Genomic DNA, 16,736 nt, shown 5'->3' on the forward strand with positions numbered 1-16,736 from the left:
CTCATTTTATTCGCGATCTATATTGATAACCAGTAAGATTATACAACTGGGTCAATACAGGTATATTAAGGATATGTCTCAATGAGTGATGGTGTTACTGAACATAGTCAAAGCATAGTCAATAGTAAAATGGTGATACTGTATCGTTTAGAGCCAGGTTGCTTAGGACCAGACGGTGTGGATCATATTGAAATATTTTGCTCTATTGCAGCGCGAGCATTACAGTCACTCAATGCCGATATCTGTCAATGGCAACTCACCCCCAGATTTGATAAAAGTTTAGATGAATTACAGTACAGCCTAGCGGGAAAAACACTGACAAAAGAGAAAGCCGCTAAATATGTCTTGGCCTGTGACGCTGATTTAGCCCAACTTGAAGAGTTTTTTGAAGATAAGTTAACTCAGCTGATTAATAAGTATATTGCCAGGAAACTTCCCGCAGAAAAATAGCATCACAACGCTAGGAACATATCGATGACCGACCCTCATAGTGAACCATATTTGTATCATCAATTAAAACAACAATTCGGTTTTGATACTTTTAGAGATGGTCAGTTAGAGGCTATACAGCAGGTTATACAAGGGCAGTCTACGTTAGCGATATTTCCAACCGGATCGGGTAAGTCGCTTTGTTATCAACTCAGTGCAATTAATCTACCTCATCTTACTTTAGTTATCTCCCCTCTACTTGCGCTAATACAAGACCAATTAATTTTTCTAAAATCAAAAGGCATTAATGCAGCAAGTATTGATTCAAGCCTTAATCAACAAGATATTCAATCTGTCATGCACTCGGTAAAGCAGGGTGAATGTAAAATTCTAATGGTGTCGGTTGAACGGTTTAAAAATGAAAGATTCAGGCAGTTCCTTGCACAAGTAACTATTTCTCAACTTGTGGTAGATGAAGCCCATTGTATTTCAGAATGGGGTCACAATTTCAGACCTGACTATCTTAAAATACCGCAAATATGCCAAACGTTTTCTATTCCACAAGTATTGTTGTTAACCGCGACAGCAACTAAGAAAGTTAAACTGGACATGTGTGACCGCTTTCGTATTGAGGCCCAGCATGTCATTCAAACTGGATTTTATCGCCATAACCTTAATTTACAGGTTGTTCCCGTTGCTAAGACGGTTAAAGATCGACAATTAACCTCTCAAATACAAGCCTTATCAGGCAGTGGTATTGTATACGTGACATTGCAACAAACCGCGGAGCAAGTGGCGAATACGCTAGTCAGTAATGGTATCAATGCGCGGGCCTATCATGCAGGTATGGATACACAGACTAGGCAGTCAATCCAACAACAGTTTATGGGCAACCAAATTCAAGTTATTGTTGCCACTATTGCATTTGGTATGGGCATAGATAAATCTGATATCCGTTTTGTTATTCACTATGATTTACCCAAATCAATCGAAAACTATAGTCAAGAAATAGGCCGTGCGGGTCGAGATGGGCAAGCATCGACCTGTATCACGTTAGCCAATTTAGATGGTTTAAATACCATTGAAAATTTTGTTTATGCTGATACGCCAGATTTGCAAGATATTGAAAAACTACTCACTATTATCAAAACAGAAACCGATGACACGGGTAAATGGGAGATGCAAGAGCTGGCATTATCCAAGGCTTGTAATATTAAAACACTCCTTTTAAAAACGCTATTGGTTCAACTTGAGCTGCAAGGCATTATCCAACCTACATTTGCTTATTTTGCAGATTTTAAATACCAACTTTTAATTGACAAACAGGCTTTACTCGCTCGTTTTGACCCATCAAGAGCCGCTTTTATACAAAAGATACTTGACCATACGCAGTTCAAAAAAATCTGGGGACAACTTGATTTTGATACATTATATCAAGCCACAAATGAGCCCAGAACAAGAGTTGTTGCCGCGCTTGAGTACTTAGCCGAACAAGAATTAATTATTTTAGAAACAAAGAAAATGACACAGGTCTTTTATGTTAATATGACAGCTATTGTCGCGCATTCTATTGCTCCACAAATGCATTCATATTTTAAAGATAAAGAGACTAAAGAAATATTGCGTATTGCCCAGTTAGTCCGTTTCTTTGAGTTAGGTAAGTGTTTGTCACGAAACTTAGCCTGCTACTTTGATGATATGAACGCGCCAATTGAATGCCATCATTGCAGTGTGTGTGATGGTAGAGTGGCAAAGTTACCCGTCACACTAACAAGTCAAAAGATTGAACAACACCAACTTGCTCAATTTATAACAGAATTAAAACAGCAAGTTAAAATTAAAAATATTACTATCACTCATTCTACGTTAATTAAGTTTCTTGCGGGTATGAGTGTGCCAATTCTGGCCAGATTAAAAGTAAAAAATCTTGCTGGCTATGGTGCATTAAGTGAATGGCGCTATCAAGATATCGTAAATGTTGTAAACACTTTGGAGGATAAATGACTACTGACAGTGATGAACTACTCAAAAAACATTCCAACTTAATCCACAGTGAAGGTGTGAAGGTTGAGTCGCATACTCAGCGAGAGCAGGGTGAATGGGTGTTACAAACCTTAATGATTGAAGGTTATGATGTTCCTTTTAAATATCGCCGTAATAAAAAATTTAAAAGCTTGGCTGGTCAAAAAGTAAATTTAACTTATTATCCACGAGAGCAGACTATTGCGGGCTTTAAAGTTGAAACAATGCAAGTTGTTCGAGTAAGACGATATTAGCAATTTAAAAGCAGGAACGTAATGGATTTTAATGCTCGGCTATTATTCAATGTAAGCTAATGCCTGTTAATATGTGCACAACAATTAATACAATACTAGTATTGTCATACATTGTAACAACCGAGCTTAATTTTAACGTTAGGTTAAAATTTTATTATTTAAATACAATATACTGCAAGATTATTGACCACTAAAGTTAAAAGGGGTTTCTGCGCGCCAAACACGGTATCTCAACTGTGTATCGTGTGGTAAATAATATATTTTTGGTAAACGGCTATCATAATTTTCTTTTATACTTTCCCCTAACATAACAAACTGAGTCGTTTTAGGTTCAGTACACATCATCATAGTGCTTGGCCCAGTCATTATTTTATCTACTTGAAAATACTCGTACCCCCAGCCTTCCACCGTTTTTTGCACAATCTCACCCATGAGTTTATGTCGATTACAATCGACTAATTTATTCTGGCCAATCTGGATCTCGAGCATATACTCATCTTCATTTGATAGCGACGGCAGCGTTATAATATGCTGTTTCATATTTTCATCAGGCATAGGAAACATCTTAATTTGATCTGAAGATACATAATCACTTGCATTAAACACATCAGTTTTTACTGGTAGGGTATTGAGCTGTTGTTGCGCAACGGGACTTGTCGCCATCGCATTAGCTGAAATGGATAGACCAACAGACAAAAGTGCAACCGATAAGCGTGATACATGATTCATAATAACCTCTTTGACGTCCAATTAATTAACTAGCATATCAGTGTAAACGGAGCGAGATAAAAAAAGGGTTAAAAATATAATTAAATTTAATCTTTAACATAATACTAAAAATGACAGATGTGACCAGTAACAAATTAACACCGATTTGGATGTAAATAATTGTTTTTCTGCAACAAGTGTGACATAACATAAAGGTAATTATTAACACTTATCATAATGTCATTAGGGTAGTCGTAGATGATACAGCATAACCAAAATATAGAGCAAACCGCAGATATTCTTAGACTTGCCGTACCTAAAATGACAGCGCTTAATATTCCAGTGACGCCTGAAAACTATGCAATTTGGTATGAATACTTTGCCGAATCGAACCTTAATTTAAAAAGAGCCATCGATGGTTTAATTGCAAACAAAGTCGTTTTCACCCCCAGTGTTACTTCTGGCCTTTATAATCGTTTCATTGAAGAGCGCAGTCCTGAAATTATTGAAAATGTGCAGATTGAAACCCATATACTAATCAAAAGTTTATTTAATAAAATTGATCATATGACCGAAGGCACCACCTCATTTGGTGAGAATTTAACTCAGTTTGGTGATCAGTTGCAACAAAACCCTTCGCCAGAAATGTTGACCGATTTAGTGCTCAATATTGCCGCAGAAGTAGAGCAGGTTGTCGCTGATAATAATAGAATGAAGTCAGATCTTGTCACTCTAGCTGAGGAACTGCTTAACTTAAAAGGTGAAATGGATAATTTAAGTAAAGTGGCTATGACAGATGAATTAACCTCATTAAATAATCGTCGCGCGTATGAAGCTTTTGCATTAGAACAACTAGCCTCTTTTCAAGAAACGCAAACAGGCTGCTGTTTATTATTGATCGATATCGATAACTTTAAAGTCTTCAATGATACTTATGGTCATCTTATCGGTGATAAAGTATTGGCTTATGTCGCCTTAGCCTTGAAAAATGCCGTTAAAGGTGATGATTTTGTTGCTCGTTATGGTGGTGAAGAATTTATTATTATGTTGCCCGACACCAAAATAAGTGATGCTGTCATAGTGGCAGAAAAATTAAGAGCGCGAATATCAGCTAAGCAGTTAACGATTGGTAAAGAAACTAAGCAAAATCTAGGTCATGTGACAGTATCTATAGGTATTTCGACCTTTAAAACGGGAGATGATGTTGAAACATTACTTGCACGGGCCGATAGACAACTTGACCTCGCAAAATCGGATGGTAAAAACTGCGTCAAATATTATATACAAGATTGATGCTGTGTTAATTTAGGGGGACAGGAATAGAGCGGTTACGGCCTAACTTTTTAGCCTCATAAAGATATCTGTCAGCGTGATTAATTAACTGATCTAAAGTGAGTTGAGAATGGTATTCTTCTATTCCAATACTTATTGTTATGCGAATGTCTTCTTCCTCTAGACTAAAAAGATGTTGCGCTACGGCACATCGAATTCTTTCCGCAACATCAAAAGCTGTTATTTTATTCGTATTATCTAATATAAATAAAAACTCCTCTCCTCCCCAACGTGCGACATAATCCAAATCTCTTAGGTTACTATTAAAGACCGCTGCGATTTCAACTAATACCTTATCCCCCACATTGTGACCATATTTATCATTGACCAGCTTAAAGTAGTCAATATCGCATAATAATACCGAAAAAGGCGACGAATCGTCCGCATTTTTTATGTGTTGTTTTAGTACCTCTTGAGCATTTCTGCGATTATGTAAATCTGTCAGTTCATCGAAATGGGCAAGGTGATGTAATTTAGCGTTAAGCTCTAATGCATTGTTATACAATTCATTTCTAGAAAACTCATATAAGGCTGATAAAAAAGTAATTGTTAGAAATGAATACAATAATCTCAGTTTAAACTCAATGGGATAAACAGCGTTGGAGTCAAAACTTTGTGGCCAAAACATGATGAGAAAGCTTATCACCACAAAAATGAAAATGTTAATTAAGCCAAGCCTGAGACCATGGATATACAGAGACACAGAAGGAACAATAAAAATCCACAATGGCCCTGTTAAAGCAACACCACCAGAGTAAACTAAATAAAACATCAATAAGTAAAGGGAATAAATAATAATGTATGAACTTAACTTAACATGCTTTTTCCAAATAACCAGATAATAAGCAGAAGCGTAAACGCCACTAGAAAACAGTAAGGTTAAAGACAGTGTTAAGTTATTACTAATGATGGCAAAAATCGCCATGACAAAAGTAATTGACATGCCGATCAGGGAAAATAAAGCAATAACACGAGTTTGCTGTAACTCGCCAAAGCTTTTAAGTGTATTGTTGGTGTTATTTATAAAATATTATCCTTTTTTGATTAAAAATAATCCCAATTAAATAATAACACCACAAGTGATATACGCAAGAAATCTAATTTAACGGCATTTACTGAATCTAGAAATACAATAATGAGGCATGAGGCTGGGCAGCGTTGGTTGCTTTCAGGGGTAGTTTAACCAATGTGCTACAATGAGTTTTATATAAATATGTTACTGATGAAATAATTTCATGTCATTACCTGTTCTTTATTCTTTAAGAAATTGTCCTTACGCCATTCGGGCTAGATTAGCGATTTATGCCTCTGGTCAGAAGGTGTATTTACGCGATTTAGTATTGAGTAACAAACCCGCGGAAATGCTTGCTGTATCGCCTAAAGGGACAGTTCCTGTGTTAGTCACACTTGATAATGCGGTGATTGATGAAAGCGTATCGATTATGCAGTGGGCATTCTCACAAACCGACCCTGGTGACTATCGCCATAACTCAGCACCCAATGCCTTAGCTGAAATGTTATTTCTGATTGAAAGGTATGATAATGAATTTAAGGGATATTTAGAGAAATACCGCTGTGCTAAACGTTACCATGAGACTTCACTTATTAATGACAGGCAAAAGTGCGAACCTTATCTAGCAGAACTTGAAATGCGACTCAGTCAGCATCAATATTTAATGTCAGATAAACCCAGCCTGGCAGATTTAGCGTTAATGCCGTTTGTACGTCAGTTTGCTAGGGTAGAGCGGCAATGGTACTTGCAATCTCCATATCCCAAGTTGCGGCAGTGGCTTAATTGTTATTTACAAAGCAAAATGTTTAGCAAGGTAATGAGCCAACATTCAATGTGGTTAGACTTAAAAGAAGATGTTGTTTTTGGCCGCAGCGTTTAGGTTTAGTGACGATAGGGAAGTCATACTTAATTAACTCAATCTTGTTTTCTATTAGCAACGTCTTTGTAAGACTGATTTATTCAGTATTCATTTGAACTTAATATCGTTTATGCACAAGAGAATGTTAAACATATGGATAGAAAAATAAAACTAAATTACAATGCCAGACTTTTTGTTTAAAAAACTTGCGATCTGATAACTAAAACATCGAACGCCATTGCCAAGGAACATCTTTAATTGAGAGCATCAATTTTTGTTATTACTGCAGGTCTTACCCTGTTAAGTGGTTGCCAAACCGTTACGGTTAAAGATGTCGAAACAGAAAAAATCACTCGCCATGCTAATAAAACCACATTAACAAAGGTGCCCAAGTCTTTAGCCCGTCGCCAATATCAAGACAGTGGTGATGTGTGGGAGCGTATCCGTTTTTCAATGGATATACCTATTCCAGACGAACAGTTAGTTAATCAATATCGACAATGGTATATCAACAACCCACAGCATCTTGAACGTATTTCACAACGCGCTAAACCATTTTTATATTTAATTGTTGAAGAGTTTAATGATAGAGACTTACCCATTGAGCTAGCGTTATTACCTATGGTAGAAAGCTCTTTCAATCCCTTTGCTTATTCCAGTGCTGATGCATCAGGCTTGTGGCAGTTTACTTCTCCCATGGCCAGCCATTTTGGCTTAGAAATGAATTGGTGGTATGACGGCAGAAGAGATGTGCCCGCAGCGACAACGGCAGCATTAGATATGTTGGAATACTTGTATAGAAAAACGGATAACTGGTTATATGCATTAGCCGCATACAATGCCGGTGAAGGGCGGTTGCGTGAGGCAATTAGATACAATGAAGCCAGAGGCTTAAGCACTGACTTTTGGTCGTTACCTTTACCTAAAGAAACTCGTCAATATGTGCCGCAATTACTGGCTATAGCTGATGTTATAAAACATTCCAAACGCTATGGCATCAATCTTGAGTCAATTCCTAACAAACCGTTAGTTGAAGTTATTAATATTGGAAGTCAAATTGATATCGCTGTTGCAGCCGATCTGGCTAATATTCCAATTACCCGATTACAAGAGTTAAACCCTGGGTTTAATCGCTGGGCAACCTCACCTGATGGGCCACATCAACTGATTGTGCCAATAAATAAAGTAAAGCAATTTAAAAAAGCACTTGAAGACACCGACATCAGCGAAAGAGTTAAATGGTTTAAGTATCAAATAAAACCAGGTGACAATATCAGTTCTATTGCTAAACGTCATCAAACCAGTGTGTCTAAAATTCAACAAATGAATGACATCAGTGGTGATAAAATTACGGCGGGTAAAATACTTTATATGCCACATACAGCATCACAAGTGATATTAGATGTTGAGTTGGCGGCTGCTAAGTCAGCTCAAGCATTATCGCAAAAACCAACAGTGACGAACACGGTAAGATTGCCAGTCACCATGCCGACAGATAAACCAGCGGTTAACACTAATCATACAGTGCAGTACGGCGACACACTTTGGAGTATCGCTAGGGTGTATAAAGTAAGCGTCGAGCAAATCACTCGCTGGAATAATATGACCGATAAAGACAGATTAAGTGTTGGTAAAACGCTGACGTTCTACCATCAGCCATATAGCAAACAACAAACCCAGTAATAAATAGATAACAAGCAGCATAAAAGCTTATACAGAATTGTTGCAATACAGATATTAAATAGCTGCATCACTCGTTGTGCAGCTATTTAATATAATATCCAGCTAAGCGATTGCAGCAAGCATCGACTGACTTAAATCCAAATAACCACTGGTATTGTCAACAACACCTTTAGTCTTAAGATGATCTGCAAAACCTAATCGAGCAGTCATCAGCAACCAAAATATCGCACTCACTAAACCCGCTATACGCCATAAGGTTGATTTTGCCCACTTAAGAGCAAGCGTAATAGACAATACATAAAATACAAAGCCTGCAAGTTTAGATGATGCCCAGCCGTTTACGAATGGGTATAAGCTCAGTGGGTTAACCACAACAAGATAGATAAAGCTACAGATAAACAGTGTGTATAAGACATGTGGGCCCACTTTTAGTAACTTATTGTTGACCTTGTCAGAACCTCTCATGGTTAACACAAAACTGATGAGAAACAATATAAACGTCAAAGCAATTATTGTCAGATGAGTGTGTTTAACTATCATGTACATGGTGTTATTCCCTAAAAAGTAATGTTGATTAAAACTTATGTTATCAATGTATCATTAAAAGCAAAGTTAACTTAACGTTCAAAAGATATGACAACAAAAATCAATCTTAACAATAAGTCCTTTTTTCAATATTAATAAAGCACTGCTAGGTACATTTTGGCCACATCTTTTCAATGTCGATTAAGTAACAATGTCTATTTATGATGCTTATGTCAGCCAATTTTTATTAAATGCCTTAAAAAGCTAGCGTTTAAATGGCTTTCATTTAGTGGTAGATGAAGCAGATAAAATATTGATAAAACACTCCACTCAGTTAATTAACGAAACAAAAGTTGATGACATAATTCTATTACCACTACATTTATAAACTATTGGAAACTAGAGGCCCTATTGACTATATGACCAATAGAGCCAATCTTTATTGTATCTGCATGTAATCATTGGTGATTGAAGTCCTTTGTGGCAAACTAATCCCAATTGCAGTTTGTTGTTGTGCTAGAAGGACCTAAATCTCAAATGAGCATCAATAAAGCCAAGCTTTCCGAAACCGATATCATTAGCAAATTCATCATGCCAGCCATTAAAAGTGCGGGCTGGAATGATATGTCACAAATTCGCCAGGAGGTGAAATTACGTGACGGTAAAGTGATTGTTCGTGGCCAATTAGGCGTGCGTAAAACGGTTAAATCTGCTGATATTGTGCTGTATCACAAACCCAGTATGCCACTTGCGGTAATTGAGGCTAAAGCCAATAAACACGAAGTCGGTAAGGGAATGCAACAGGCGCTTGATTATGCTCGTTTGCTCGATGTACCTTTTATCTTTGCCTCTAACGGTGATGGTTTTATCTTTCATGATAAAACCAAGCTCGGAACTAGCGAAGCACACCAACTCGAAACAGAAATCCGTTTAGAAGATTTTCCAACGCCAAAAGAGCTTTGGACTAAATACTGTATTTGGAAAGGTTACACCGAGGCTCAGTTACCGATTATCAATCAAGAATATCATGATGATGGCACGGGTAAGCATCCGCGCTATTATCAACTTCAAGCTATCAATAAAACCATCGAAGCCATTTCATCTGGCAAAGACAGGGTATTACTTGTGATGGCGACCGGTACGGGTAAAACCTACACCGCATTTCAAATTATTTACCGCTTATGGAAGTCCCGCGCCAAGAAGCGCATCTTGTTTTTAGCCGACCGTAATATCCTGGTTGATCAAACTAAGACTGGTGATTTTCAACCTTTTGGCTCTGCAATGACCAAAATTACTGGGCGCACGGTTGATCCTGCATTTGAAATTCATTTAGCGCTTTATCAAGCATTAACCGGTCCAGAAGAGCACCAAAAAGCCTTTAAACAAGTCGACCCAGACTTTTTCGACTTAATCATTATCGACGAGTGTCATCGTGGTAGTGCTTCTGAAGACAGTGCCTGGCGCGAAATTCTTGAGTACTTTAAAAGCGCCGCCCAGGTTGGACTTACTGCAACGCCCAAAGAAACCGATGAAGTCTCTAACACAGATTATTTTGGTGAGCCGGTTTATACCTATTCCCTTAAAGAAGGCATTGAAGATGGCTTTTTAGCACCCTATAAAGTGGTGCGTGTCGATATCGATGTTGATTTACAAGGCTGGCGACCCACAAAAGGCCAAATAGATAATAACGGCGAAGTGATTGAAGACAGGATCTACAACCAAAAAGATTTCGACCGTACCATGGTGATTGATGAGCGCACTCAGCTTGTGGCCGAGACAATCACTAACTACCTAAAACGTACCGATCCTATGGCCAAAACCATAGTGTTTTGTAACGACATCGATCATGCAGACCGTATGCGCCGTGCACTGGCTAATCTCAACCCTGAGCAGATGGCTAAAAACGAAAAGTACGTGATGAAAATCACCGGTGATGATGAACTAGGTAAAGCCCAGCTTGATAATTTCATCAATCCTAAAAAAGCCTATCCGGTAATCGCCACTACGTCAGAGTTGATGTCCACCGGCGTAGACGCTAAAACCTGTAAGTTAGTGGTGCTGGATCAAAACATTCAGTCGATGACCAAGTTTAAACAGATTATTGGCCGTGGAACCCGCATCGATGACAGATACGGCAAACTGTGGTTCACCATTTTAGATTTTAAAAAAGCCACCGAACTGTTTGCCGATGAACGCTTTGACGGTACACCAGAAAAAATAATCAAAGTTACACCCGAAGATATCGAAGATGAGAATATCGATATTGATGCGGATGATGATGAATTTGCTGGTGCTGATGGGGCAGATATTCAAGGCCAACATCCAGATGAAGATGATAGTAATCAAACTGACACCATCAATGAGCCTCAAGGTGATGGCAGCTTTAGCGACGGTGAATGGGATGATGGCGAAACCCGTAAAATAAATAAGTATCGCGTATCTGGCGTCACCGTCAGTAAAGTGGCTGAGCGAGTGCAGTATTACGACAGTGACGGCAAGTTAGTCACCGAATCATTTAAAGATTACACCCGTAAAACCATGGCCAAACAATTCAGCTCACTCGACGAGTTTGTTAAACGCTGGAACGACTCCGATCGTAAACAAGCCATTATCGATGAGCTCGCACTAGAGGGTATTATTTGGTCGGCACTAGAAGATGAAGTTGGTAAAGACATGGACCCATTCGACATGATTTGCCATGTGGTTTACGACCAGCCTCCACTCACTCGTGCCGAACGGGTAAATAACGTGCAAAAGCGCAATTACTTCACTAAATATTCCGCTACTGCACAAGCAGTACTGCAAAATTTACTGGTAAAATATGCCGATGTCGGCGTGCAAGAAATCGAAAACATGCAAGTGCTTAAAGTCGCGCCATTTACCGACTACGGTAATTTGAGTGAAATCGTTAAAAAAGGCTTTGGCGGCAAGCAAGAATACGAGCAGGCCATTAGTGATCTAGAAGCGCAAATTTATCAAATACATCAGCAATCAGCCTAGTAGAAATAACAAAAGTATGCTGTCCACCGACTAGCTAGTAAAATTGGTCGTTAGAATAGTTGTTTAGCTAGTTGTCTAGTTCAGCTGATAGCGACCTGAGACTCATTGTAATGTCATCATTTAAGCAGCTATGACCAACATATTGGCTGCGAACTTTATCAAGGTTGAGGGCTTGATAACTGGGTAGTTCAACCAATATATCAAGGTATGAATCTAACACTTCCTCTTTGGTTGTTTTTCGCTGTAACTGTTTCTTAATGTTCTCTGCAAGCTTTTTCTCTGCTTCATCATCATTGTCATCATAAAGAGCTTCATAAACTAAGCCTGCAAATTTGTTAATACTAAGATTTAGCTTTTGCAGTAACTCTTTTATTTGTTTCTGTTTTATTTCTGTCCCCATAAGTCCCCACCCCTTATGTCATTCTGTGCCTGTCTTAGCGAAGACACTAATTAAATTAATCAGAAAAAAGGAATTAAACATGACTAAAAGTAAAACTCCAATGACACCAGAAGCCGCTGCTCGTATTCAGTCTTCTGAAGCAATTAAAAATGGTGGCAAAGTCGAAAAAGGTACTTTTGCACCCCGAGTGCAGCGCGCCTCAGAAACTAACCAAAAGTCAGGCAAATAAGGAGACTACCTTGAGTAAATCAACACCTACTTCAAAAGCACCAGCAACACCACGTCCAAGTAACAATCCCAATTACCCAAGCACGACGGGTAAACCTTCTGGTAATGGGCGAGGTAACGTTCCAAAGAGTAAATAAAATAATTTAACGTTAAATTCGGCGAAAGCGGTCCCTGAAAGTGACCGCTTTTTTACGTATGAAATTATCGACAGTTGTTAGTAGCATACTGACGAAAAATAGGAACAAATCCTTTCACATCATTTTTATAATCAGAGTAGGGATAATCTTCTTGCGCTCCTTTAAGAGCACATAAGCAAACATCACGCTTACTTCGATAAAGGTTTTCAGAAATAGAATTATTACTTCCATTAATACAACTGTCTAACAATGCATATTCAACAGCAATCGGGTAACGATCACCGTAGCCTTTCAACTCGTCGCGATAGGTATGAACACCAATATAGGTTAAAAGCGCGAGGGCAGTTCCTGTTATCATTTTTCGTTTGGAAAACTCATAACCTTTGTAATCTTTCTCGCATTTTTTACAGCGTATATTTTCAGCATATTCAATTTTATTATCTTCGCTGCAATGGGGACATTCAATAATCATGGGGCACCACTAATATTCATCCTTGCTAATTAGTTGTAATAAAAAATATTTAACCATAAATATGCACATTTTGCATAACCAATTTCAACATAGTTAGATAAATATTAACCATTTAAATTCTAATATTAAACTTAACAGGTTCAGCAAACAGTATTTTGTTTGGCATTCTAGATAATTATGGATTTATATCAGTGTATTAACATAATGATTTTGCTACTATCAACGCAATATTTTTGTTTTGAGAATCAGTTTATGTCTATCAGTTCAGCAATCAAATCCATCCAAGATATTATGCGTAAAGATGCCGGCGTTGACGGTGATGCTCAGCGATTAGGGCAAATGTCTTGGTTACTCTTTCTTAAAGTGTTTGATGCACAAGAAGAAGAGTTGGAGCTTGAACTAGACGATTACCGCGAGCCAATTCCTACAGAGTTTTTATGGCGCAACTGGGCAGCTGATAACGAAGGTATTACCGGCGATGAGCTGCTTGAGTTTGTAAATGATGAGCTATTTCCTCAGCTTAAAAACTTAACCGCACCAATCGATAAAAATCCACGTGGCTTTGTGGTAAAAGCGGCATTTTCAGATGCGTTTAACTACATGAAAAACGGCACGCTACTGCGCCAGGTGATCAACAAGCTTAATGAGATTGATTTTACCGACTCAAACGAGCGACATTTGTTTGGTGACTTGTACGAGCAAATCTTAAAAGACTTACAAAGTGCGGGTAATGCAGGCGAATTTTACACTCCGAGAGCGATTACTAAATTTATTGTGGCGGTCACTAATCCACAACTTGGTGAATCTATCATGGACCCAGCCTGCGGAACCGGCGGCTTTTTAGCGTGCGCATTTGACCATGTTAAAGCCAATTCCGTTAAAACCAGTGACGACCACCAAACCCTACAACTGCAAATACATGGCGTTGAAAAAAAGCAGCTACCGCATTTATTGTGTACCACCAACATGATGCTGCACGGTATTGAAGTCCTGGTACAAATCAAACACGGCAATACGCTGAACAAGCCGCTTTCAAGTTGGGATGAAGAAATTGATGTCATCATCACCAATCCGCCCTTTGGCGGCACCGAAGAAGACGGTATTGAAAAGAACTTCCCCAGCGAGTTTCAAACCCGTGAAACTGCCGACTTGTTCTTGCAGCTCATTATTGAGGTGCTGGCAGAGCCTTCAGCCGGTAAAGAGGGCGGGCGCGCAGCAGTGGTATTGCCAGACGGCACCTTATTTGGTGAAGGCGTTAAAACCAAAATCAAAAAGATGTTAATGGACGAATGTAACCTCCACACCATAGTGCGTTTACCTAATGGGGTGTTTAACCCCTACACTGGCATTAAAACCAACATACTGTTTTTCACTAAAGGCACGCCGACCAAAGAGGTGTGGTTTTACGAGCATCCATACCCAGTAGGGGTTAAAAACTACAACAAAACTAAGCCAATGAAGTTTGAAGAGTTTGAGACAGAACTTGCCTGGTGGGGCAACGAAGCTGATGGTTTTGCATCACGAGTAGAAAACGAGCAAGCCTGGAAAGTGTCAATCGATGACATTATTGCCCGCAACTACAACCTCGACATTAAAAACCCCCATGTCGGCGAGGTTATTAGCCACGATCCACTCGAATTGTTAACTGATTACGCCAAGCAACAAGCAGATATTCAAGCGATACGCGATCAGCTAAAAGGCATTCTCGCCGCTGCACTTGCTCCAACACCTTCAGCAAAGCGTGAAGGTGACAAGTAATGGCTAAATCTCTTGAGTTGAAAACAAACGTAAACGCAGAAAGCCTTAGCTCTGAGCAATTAATAACAGGCCACATTGATATTTGGACCTCAGCCATTGAGCAAAAGTCGTCAGCAGGCCGTGGCACATCGAACAAGTTTTCGTTATACGGCATCAAAAAACTGCGTGAACTGATTTTAGAATTGGCCGTGCGTGGCAAGTTAGTGCCGCAGGATCCAAACGACGAAGCTGCGTCAGTATTGCTTGAGCGAATTGCAGCTGAAAAAGCGCAGTTAGTTAAAGAAGGTAAGCTTAAAAAACAAAAGCCGTTGCCTGAGATTGATGAAGATGAAAAGCCGTTTGAATTGCCGGAAAGGTGGGAATGGAGCAAGTTAGGTTCCTTATCAAGTGATATACACTATGGGTATACTGCTTCTGCGATGCACAACAGTGAAGGACTTCGGCTTCTTAGGATTACCGATATTCAAAATGATAAAGTAAATTGGTCTACAGTTCCTGCTTGTGATATCTCCCTCGAAAAAGCTAAAAACTACTTACTTGAAAACGATGATATTTTATTAGCTCGTACTGGTGGGACAATTGGAAAATCGTATCTTGTAGAAAATATTAATGTAGAAGCTATTTTTGCTTCTTATTTAATCAGAGTCCGTAGAATTGAATCTATGTATGCTTCCTATATAAAAGTCTATTTAGGTAGTCAACTTTATTGGCGGCAGCTCTATGATAATGCGGCAGGAACAGGTCAACCTAATGTTAACGCAACAGCATTAAAAAGCTTATTGTTTCCTATTCCTCCCAAAGAAGAACAACACCGAATCGTAGCCAAAGTCGATGAGTTAATGCTCTTGTGTGATGCCCTTGAAGCGCAAACCGAAGCCAGTATTTCGGCGCACCAAACCTTAGTCGAAACCTTGCTCAATGCACTACTACTGCCTAATACAACCCCACAAGCGCCGACAAATGCGAGCAACACTTTAGCTGACAGCCTAGAACCAGCTTTCGACAATAGTGATGCAAACAGCCCTGAGCCATCTTTGGCAAACAGCTTTGAAAAGGCCTGGCTACGCATAGCCGAACATTTCGACACGCTATTCACCACAGCAGCCAGCATCGACACCCTAAAACAAACCATCCTCCAACTCGCCGTCATGGGCAAACTCGTACCACAAAATGTGAACGACGAACCAGCCGCCAAACTACTCGAACGCATCGCAGCCGAAAAATCTCAGCTGATTGCAGATAAAAAAATCAAAAAGCAGAAACCACTAGTTGATTTTGAAGGACTTGGTGAAATGAAGAAGCCTCTACCAAATAGCTGGGAATGGATTCGATTAGCTGATACTGCAGACTTAGTTCGAGGCGGTTCACCGAGACCCGCGGGTGACCCACGGTTTTATGGCGGTGATATTCCATTTTTAAAAGTAGGGGATATCACTCGAAAAAGCTCGAAATTTGTAGAAGGGTTTAATTCCACGATTACTGAAGCAGGCCTTCATAAAACAAGACTCATTGAAACAAGAACTGTTCTTCTTTCAAATAGTGGCGCAACACTTGGTATTCCTGCAATTTGCACATTCCCTGCCACTTTTAATGATGGTGTTGCTGCGTTTGTAGAAAGATCACAATTTATTTTTGATGAGTATCTATATTTATATTTATCCACACTAAGCAAATGGTTTTTAGACATAGCCTCTCGAGGTCAGGGTCAGCCTAACTTAAATACTGACATAATCAAAGCAACTTGGTTTGCTCTTCCTCCACACGAAGAGCAACATCGCATCGTCGCCAAAGCCGATGAACTAATGGTACTTTGTGACCAACTCAAAGCCCGTTTAAGCGACGCCCAAACCAACAAACTTCACCTCACCGACGCCATCGTCGAACAGGCTATTTAACAACTAACTAGATAATTTAAAA

At 39.2% G+C, this 16,736-nt stretch carries 16 protein-coding genes; 11 read left to right on the plus strand and 5 right to left on the minus strand.

Annotated features, from left to right (window positions below; translation table 11 throughout):
• Positions 1-81: 81 nt before the first annotated feature.
• The 3 genes from L0B17_RS10920 to L0B17_RS10930 are packed head-to-tail and all read left to right on the plus strand — an operon-like array spanning position 82 to position 2,705.
• Positions 82-450 carry a hypothetical protein gene (locus L0B17_RS10920; RefSeq protein WP_235084766.1) on the plus strand — a complete coding sequence of 123 codons (369 nt, stop codon included), beginning with the start codon at positions 82-84 and terminating at the stop codon, positions 448-450.
• A gap of 24 nt (positions 451-474) precedes the next feature.
• Positions 475-2,433, plus strand: a complete 1,959-nt coding sequence (locus L0B17_RS10925) for a RecQ family ATP-dependent DNA helicase (RefSeq protein ID WP_235084768.1) — start codon at positions 475-477, stop codon at positions 2,431-2,433.
• Entirely contained in the window at positions 2,430-2,705 is a 276-nt protein-coding gene (locus L0B17_RS10930; protein ID WP_235084771.1) for a hypothetical protein, read from the plus strand. Before L0B17_RS10925 ends, L0B17_RS10930 begins: the two co-directional genes overlap by 4 nt.
• 180 nt (positions 2,706-2,885) lie before the next feature.
• Here L0B17_RS10930 and eco read toward each other — a convergent pair whose 3' ends face one another.
• A complete protein-coding gene (gene eco / locus L0B17_RS10935) occupies positions 2,886-3,434 on the minus strand; it encodes a serine protease inhibitor ecotin (protein ID WP_235084774.1) in 549 nt (182 codons plus the stop codon).
• Between the two features lie 237 nt (positions 3,435-3,671).
• On the opposite strand from eco, the gene L0B17_RS10940 reads away from it, so the two are divergent.
• Positions 3,672-4,706 (plus strand): GGDEF domain-containing protein, encoded by a 1,035-nt coding sequence (locus L0B17_RS10940; RefSeq protein ID WP_235084777.1) that lies wholly within the window; start codon positions 3,672-3,674, stop codon positions 4,704-4,706.
• 7 nt (positions 4,707-4,713) lie between these two features.
• Here the strand turns inward: L0B17_RS10940 and L0B17_RS10945 are convergent, their stop codons facing one another.
• Complete coding sequence (locus L0B17_RS10945) at positions 4,714-5,688, minus strand: GGDEF domain-containing protein (RefSeq protein ID WP_235084779.1); 975 nt, start codon at positions 5,686-5,688, stop codon at positions 4,714-4,716.
• A 292-nt stretch (positions 5,689-5,980) separates the two neighbouring features.
• Here L0B17_RS10945 and L0B17_RS10950 point away from each other — a divergent pair, with 292 nt between their 5' ends.
• Positions 5,981-6,637, plus strand: a complete 657-nt coding sequence (locus L0B17_RS10950; protein ID WP_235084781.1) for a glutathione S-transferase — start codon at positions 5,981-5,983, stop codon at positions 6,635-6,637.
• A 237-nt stretch (positions 6,638-6,874) separates the two neighbouring features.
• Positions 6,875-8,299: a LysM peptidoglycan-binding domain-containing protein gene (locus L0B17_RS10955; protein WP_235084783.1), complete on the plus strand. Its 1,425-nt coding sequence runs from the start codon at positions 6,875-6,877 to the stop codon at positions 8,297-8,299.
• A 102-nt stretch (positions 8,300-8,401) separates the two neighbouring features.
• Here L0B17_RS10955 and L0B17_RS10960 read toward each other — a convergent pair whose 3' ends face one another.
• Positions 8,402-8,845 (minus strand): SirB2 family protein, encoded by a 444-nt coding sequence (locus L0B17_RS10960; RefSeq protein WP_235084784.1) that lies wholly within the window; start codon positions 8,843-8,845, stop codon positions 8,402-8,404.
• Between the two features lie 516 nt (positions 8,846-9,361).
• On the opposite strand from L0B17_RS10960, the gene hsdR reads away from it, so the two are divergent.
• Positions 9,362-11,824: an EcoAI/FtnUII family type I restriction enzme subunit R gene (hsdR, locus tag L0B17_RS10965; protein ID WP_235084785.1), complete on the plus strand. Its 2,463-nt coding sequence runs from the start codon at positions 9,362-9,364 to the stop codon at positions 11,822-11,824.
• 67 nt (positions 11,825-11,891) lie between these two features.
• Here the strand turns inward: hsdR and L0B17_RS10970 are convergent, their stop codons facing one another.
• Positions 11,892-12,224, minus strand: a complete 333-nt coding sequence (locus L0B17_RS10970) for a hypothetical protein (protein ID WP_235084788.1) — start codon at positions 12,222-12,224, stop codon at positions 11,892-11,894.
• 79 nt (positions 12,225-12,303) lie between these two features.
• Between L0B17_RS10970 and L0B17_RS10975 the strand changes: the two genes are divergently transcribed.
• Complete coding sequence (locus L0B17_RS10975; protein ID WP_235084791.1) at positions 12,304-12,453, plus strand: hypothetical protein; 150 nt, start codon at positions 12,304-12,306, stop codon at positions 12,451-12,453.
• 10 nt (positions 12,454-12,463) lie between these two features.
• Entirely contained in the window at positions 12,464-12,589 is a 126-nt protein-coding gene (locus tag L0B17_RS18115) for a hypothetical protein (protein ID WP_259397000.1), read from the plus strand.
• A 64-nt stretch (positions 12,590-12,653) separates the two neighbouring features.
• On the opposite strand, the gene L0B17_RS10980 is transcribed toward L0B17_RS18115, so the two are convergent.
• Entirely contained in the window at positions 12,654-13,061 is a 408-nt protein-coding gene (locus L0B17_RS10980) for a hypothetical protein (RefSeq protein WP_235084793.1), read from the minus strand.
• A 252-nt stretch (positions 13,062-13,313) separates the two neighbouring features.
• On the opposite strand from L0B17_RS10980, the gene L0B17_RS10985 reads away from it, so the two are divergent.
• Entirely contained in the window at positions 13,314-14,819 is a 1,506-nt protein-coding gene (locus L0B17_RS10985; RefSeq protein ID WP_235084794.1) for an N-6 DNA methylase, read from the plus strand.
• On the plus strand, positions 14,819-16,714 hold the full coding sequence (locus L0B17_RS10990; RefSeq protein WP_235084796.1) for a restriction endonuclease subunit S: 1,896 nt from the start codon (positions 14,819-14,821) through the stop codon (positions 16,712-16,714). Before L0B17_RS10985 ends, L0B17_RS10990 begins: the two co-directional genes overlap by 1 nt.
• Positions 16,715-16,736: the final 22 nt, after the last annotated feature.

Source organism: Shewanella sp. OMA3-2 (genome assembly GCF_021513195.1).
Taxonomy (GTDB): domain Bacteria; phylum Pseudomonadota; class Gammaproteobacteria; order Enterobacterales; family Shewanellaceae; genus Shewanella.

What these genes read in the sequence shown, in the direction of transcription:
- L0B17_RS10950 (WP_235084781.1), top strand. Translation starts at nt 5,981, where the DNA reads ATGTCATTACCTGTTCTTTATTCTTTAAGAAATTGTCCTTACGCCATT.
- L0B17_RS10940 (WP_235084777.1), top strand. Translation starts at nt 3,672, where the DNA reads ATGATACAGCATAACCAAAATATAGAGCAAACCGCAGATATTCTTAGA.
- L0B17_RS10920 (WP_235084766.1), top strand. Translation starts at nt 82, where the DNA reads ATGAGTGATGGTGTTACTGAACATAGTCAAAGCATAGTCAATAGTAAA.
- L0B17_RS10960 (WP_235084784.1), bottom strand. Translation starts at nt 8,845, where the DNA reads ATGTACATGATAGTTAAACACACTCATCTGACAATAATTGCTTTGACG.
- L0B17_RS10975 (WP_235084791.1), top strand. Translation starts at nt 12,304, where the DNA reads ATGACTAAAAGTAAAACTCCAATGACACCAGAAGCCGCTGCTCGTATT.
- L0B17_RS10980 (WP_235084793.1), bottom strand. Translation starts at nt 13,061, where the DNA reads ATGATTATTGAATGTCCCCATTGCAGCGAAGATAATAAAATTGAATAT.
- eco (WP_235084774.1), bottom strand. Translation starts at nt 3,434, where the DNA reads ATGAATCATGTATCACGCTTATCGGTTGCACTTTTGTCTGTTGGTCTA.
- L0B17_RS10985 (WP_235084794.1), top strand. Translation starts at nt 13,314, where the DNA reads ATGTCTATCAGTTCAGCAATCAAATCCATCCAAGATATTATGCGTAAA.
- L0B17_RS10930 (WP_235084771.1), top strand. Translation starts at nt 2,430, where the DNA reads ATGACTACTGACAGTGATGAACTACTCAAAAAACATTCCAACTTAATC.
- L0B17_RS10970 (WP_235084788.1), bottom strand. Translation starts at nt 12,224, where the DNA reads ATGGGGACAGAAATAAAACAGAAACAAATAAAAGAGTTACTGCAAAAG.
- hsdR (WP_235084785.1), top strand. Translation starts at nt 9,362, where the DNA reads ATGAGCATCAATAAAGCCAAGCTTTCCGAAACCGATATCATTAGCAAA.
- L0B17_RS10990 (WP_235084796.1), top strand. Translation starts at nt 14,819, where the DNA reads ATGGCTAAATCTCTTGAGTTGAAAACAAACGTAAACGCAGAAAGCCTT.
- L0B17_RS10945 (WP_235084779.1), bottom strand. Translation starts at nt 5,688, where the DNA reads ATGTCAATTACTTTTGTCATGGCGATTTTTGCCATCATTAGTAATAAC.
- L0B17_RS10925 (WP_235084768.1), top strand. Translation starts at nt 475, where the DNA reads ATGACCGACCCTCATAGTGAACCATATTTGTATCATCAATTAAAACAA.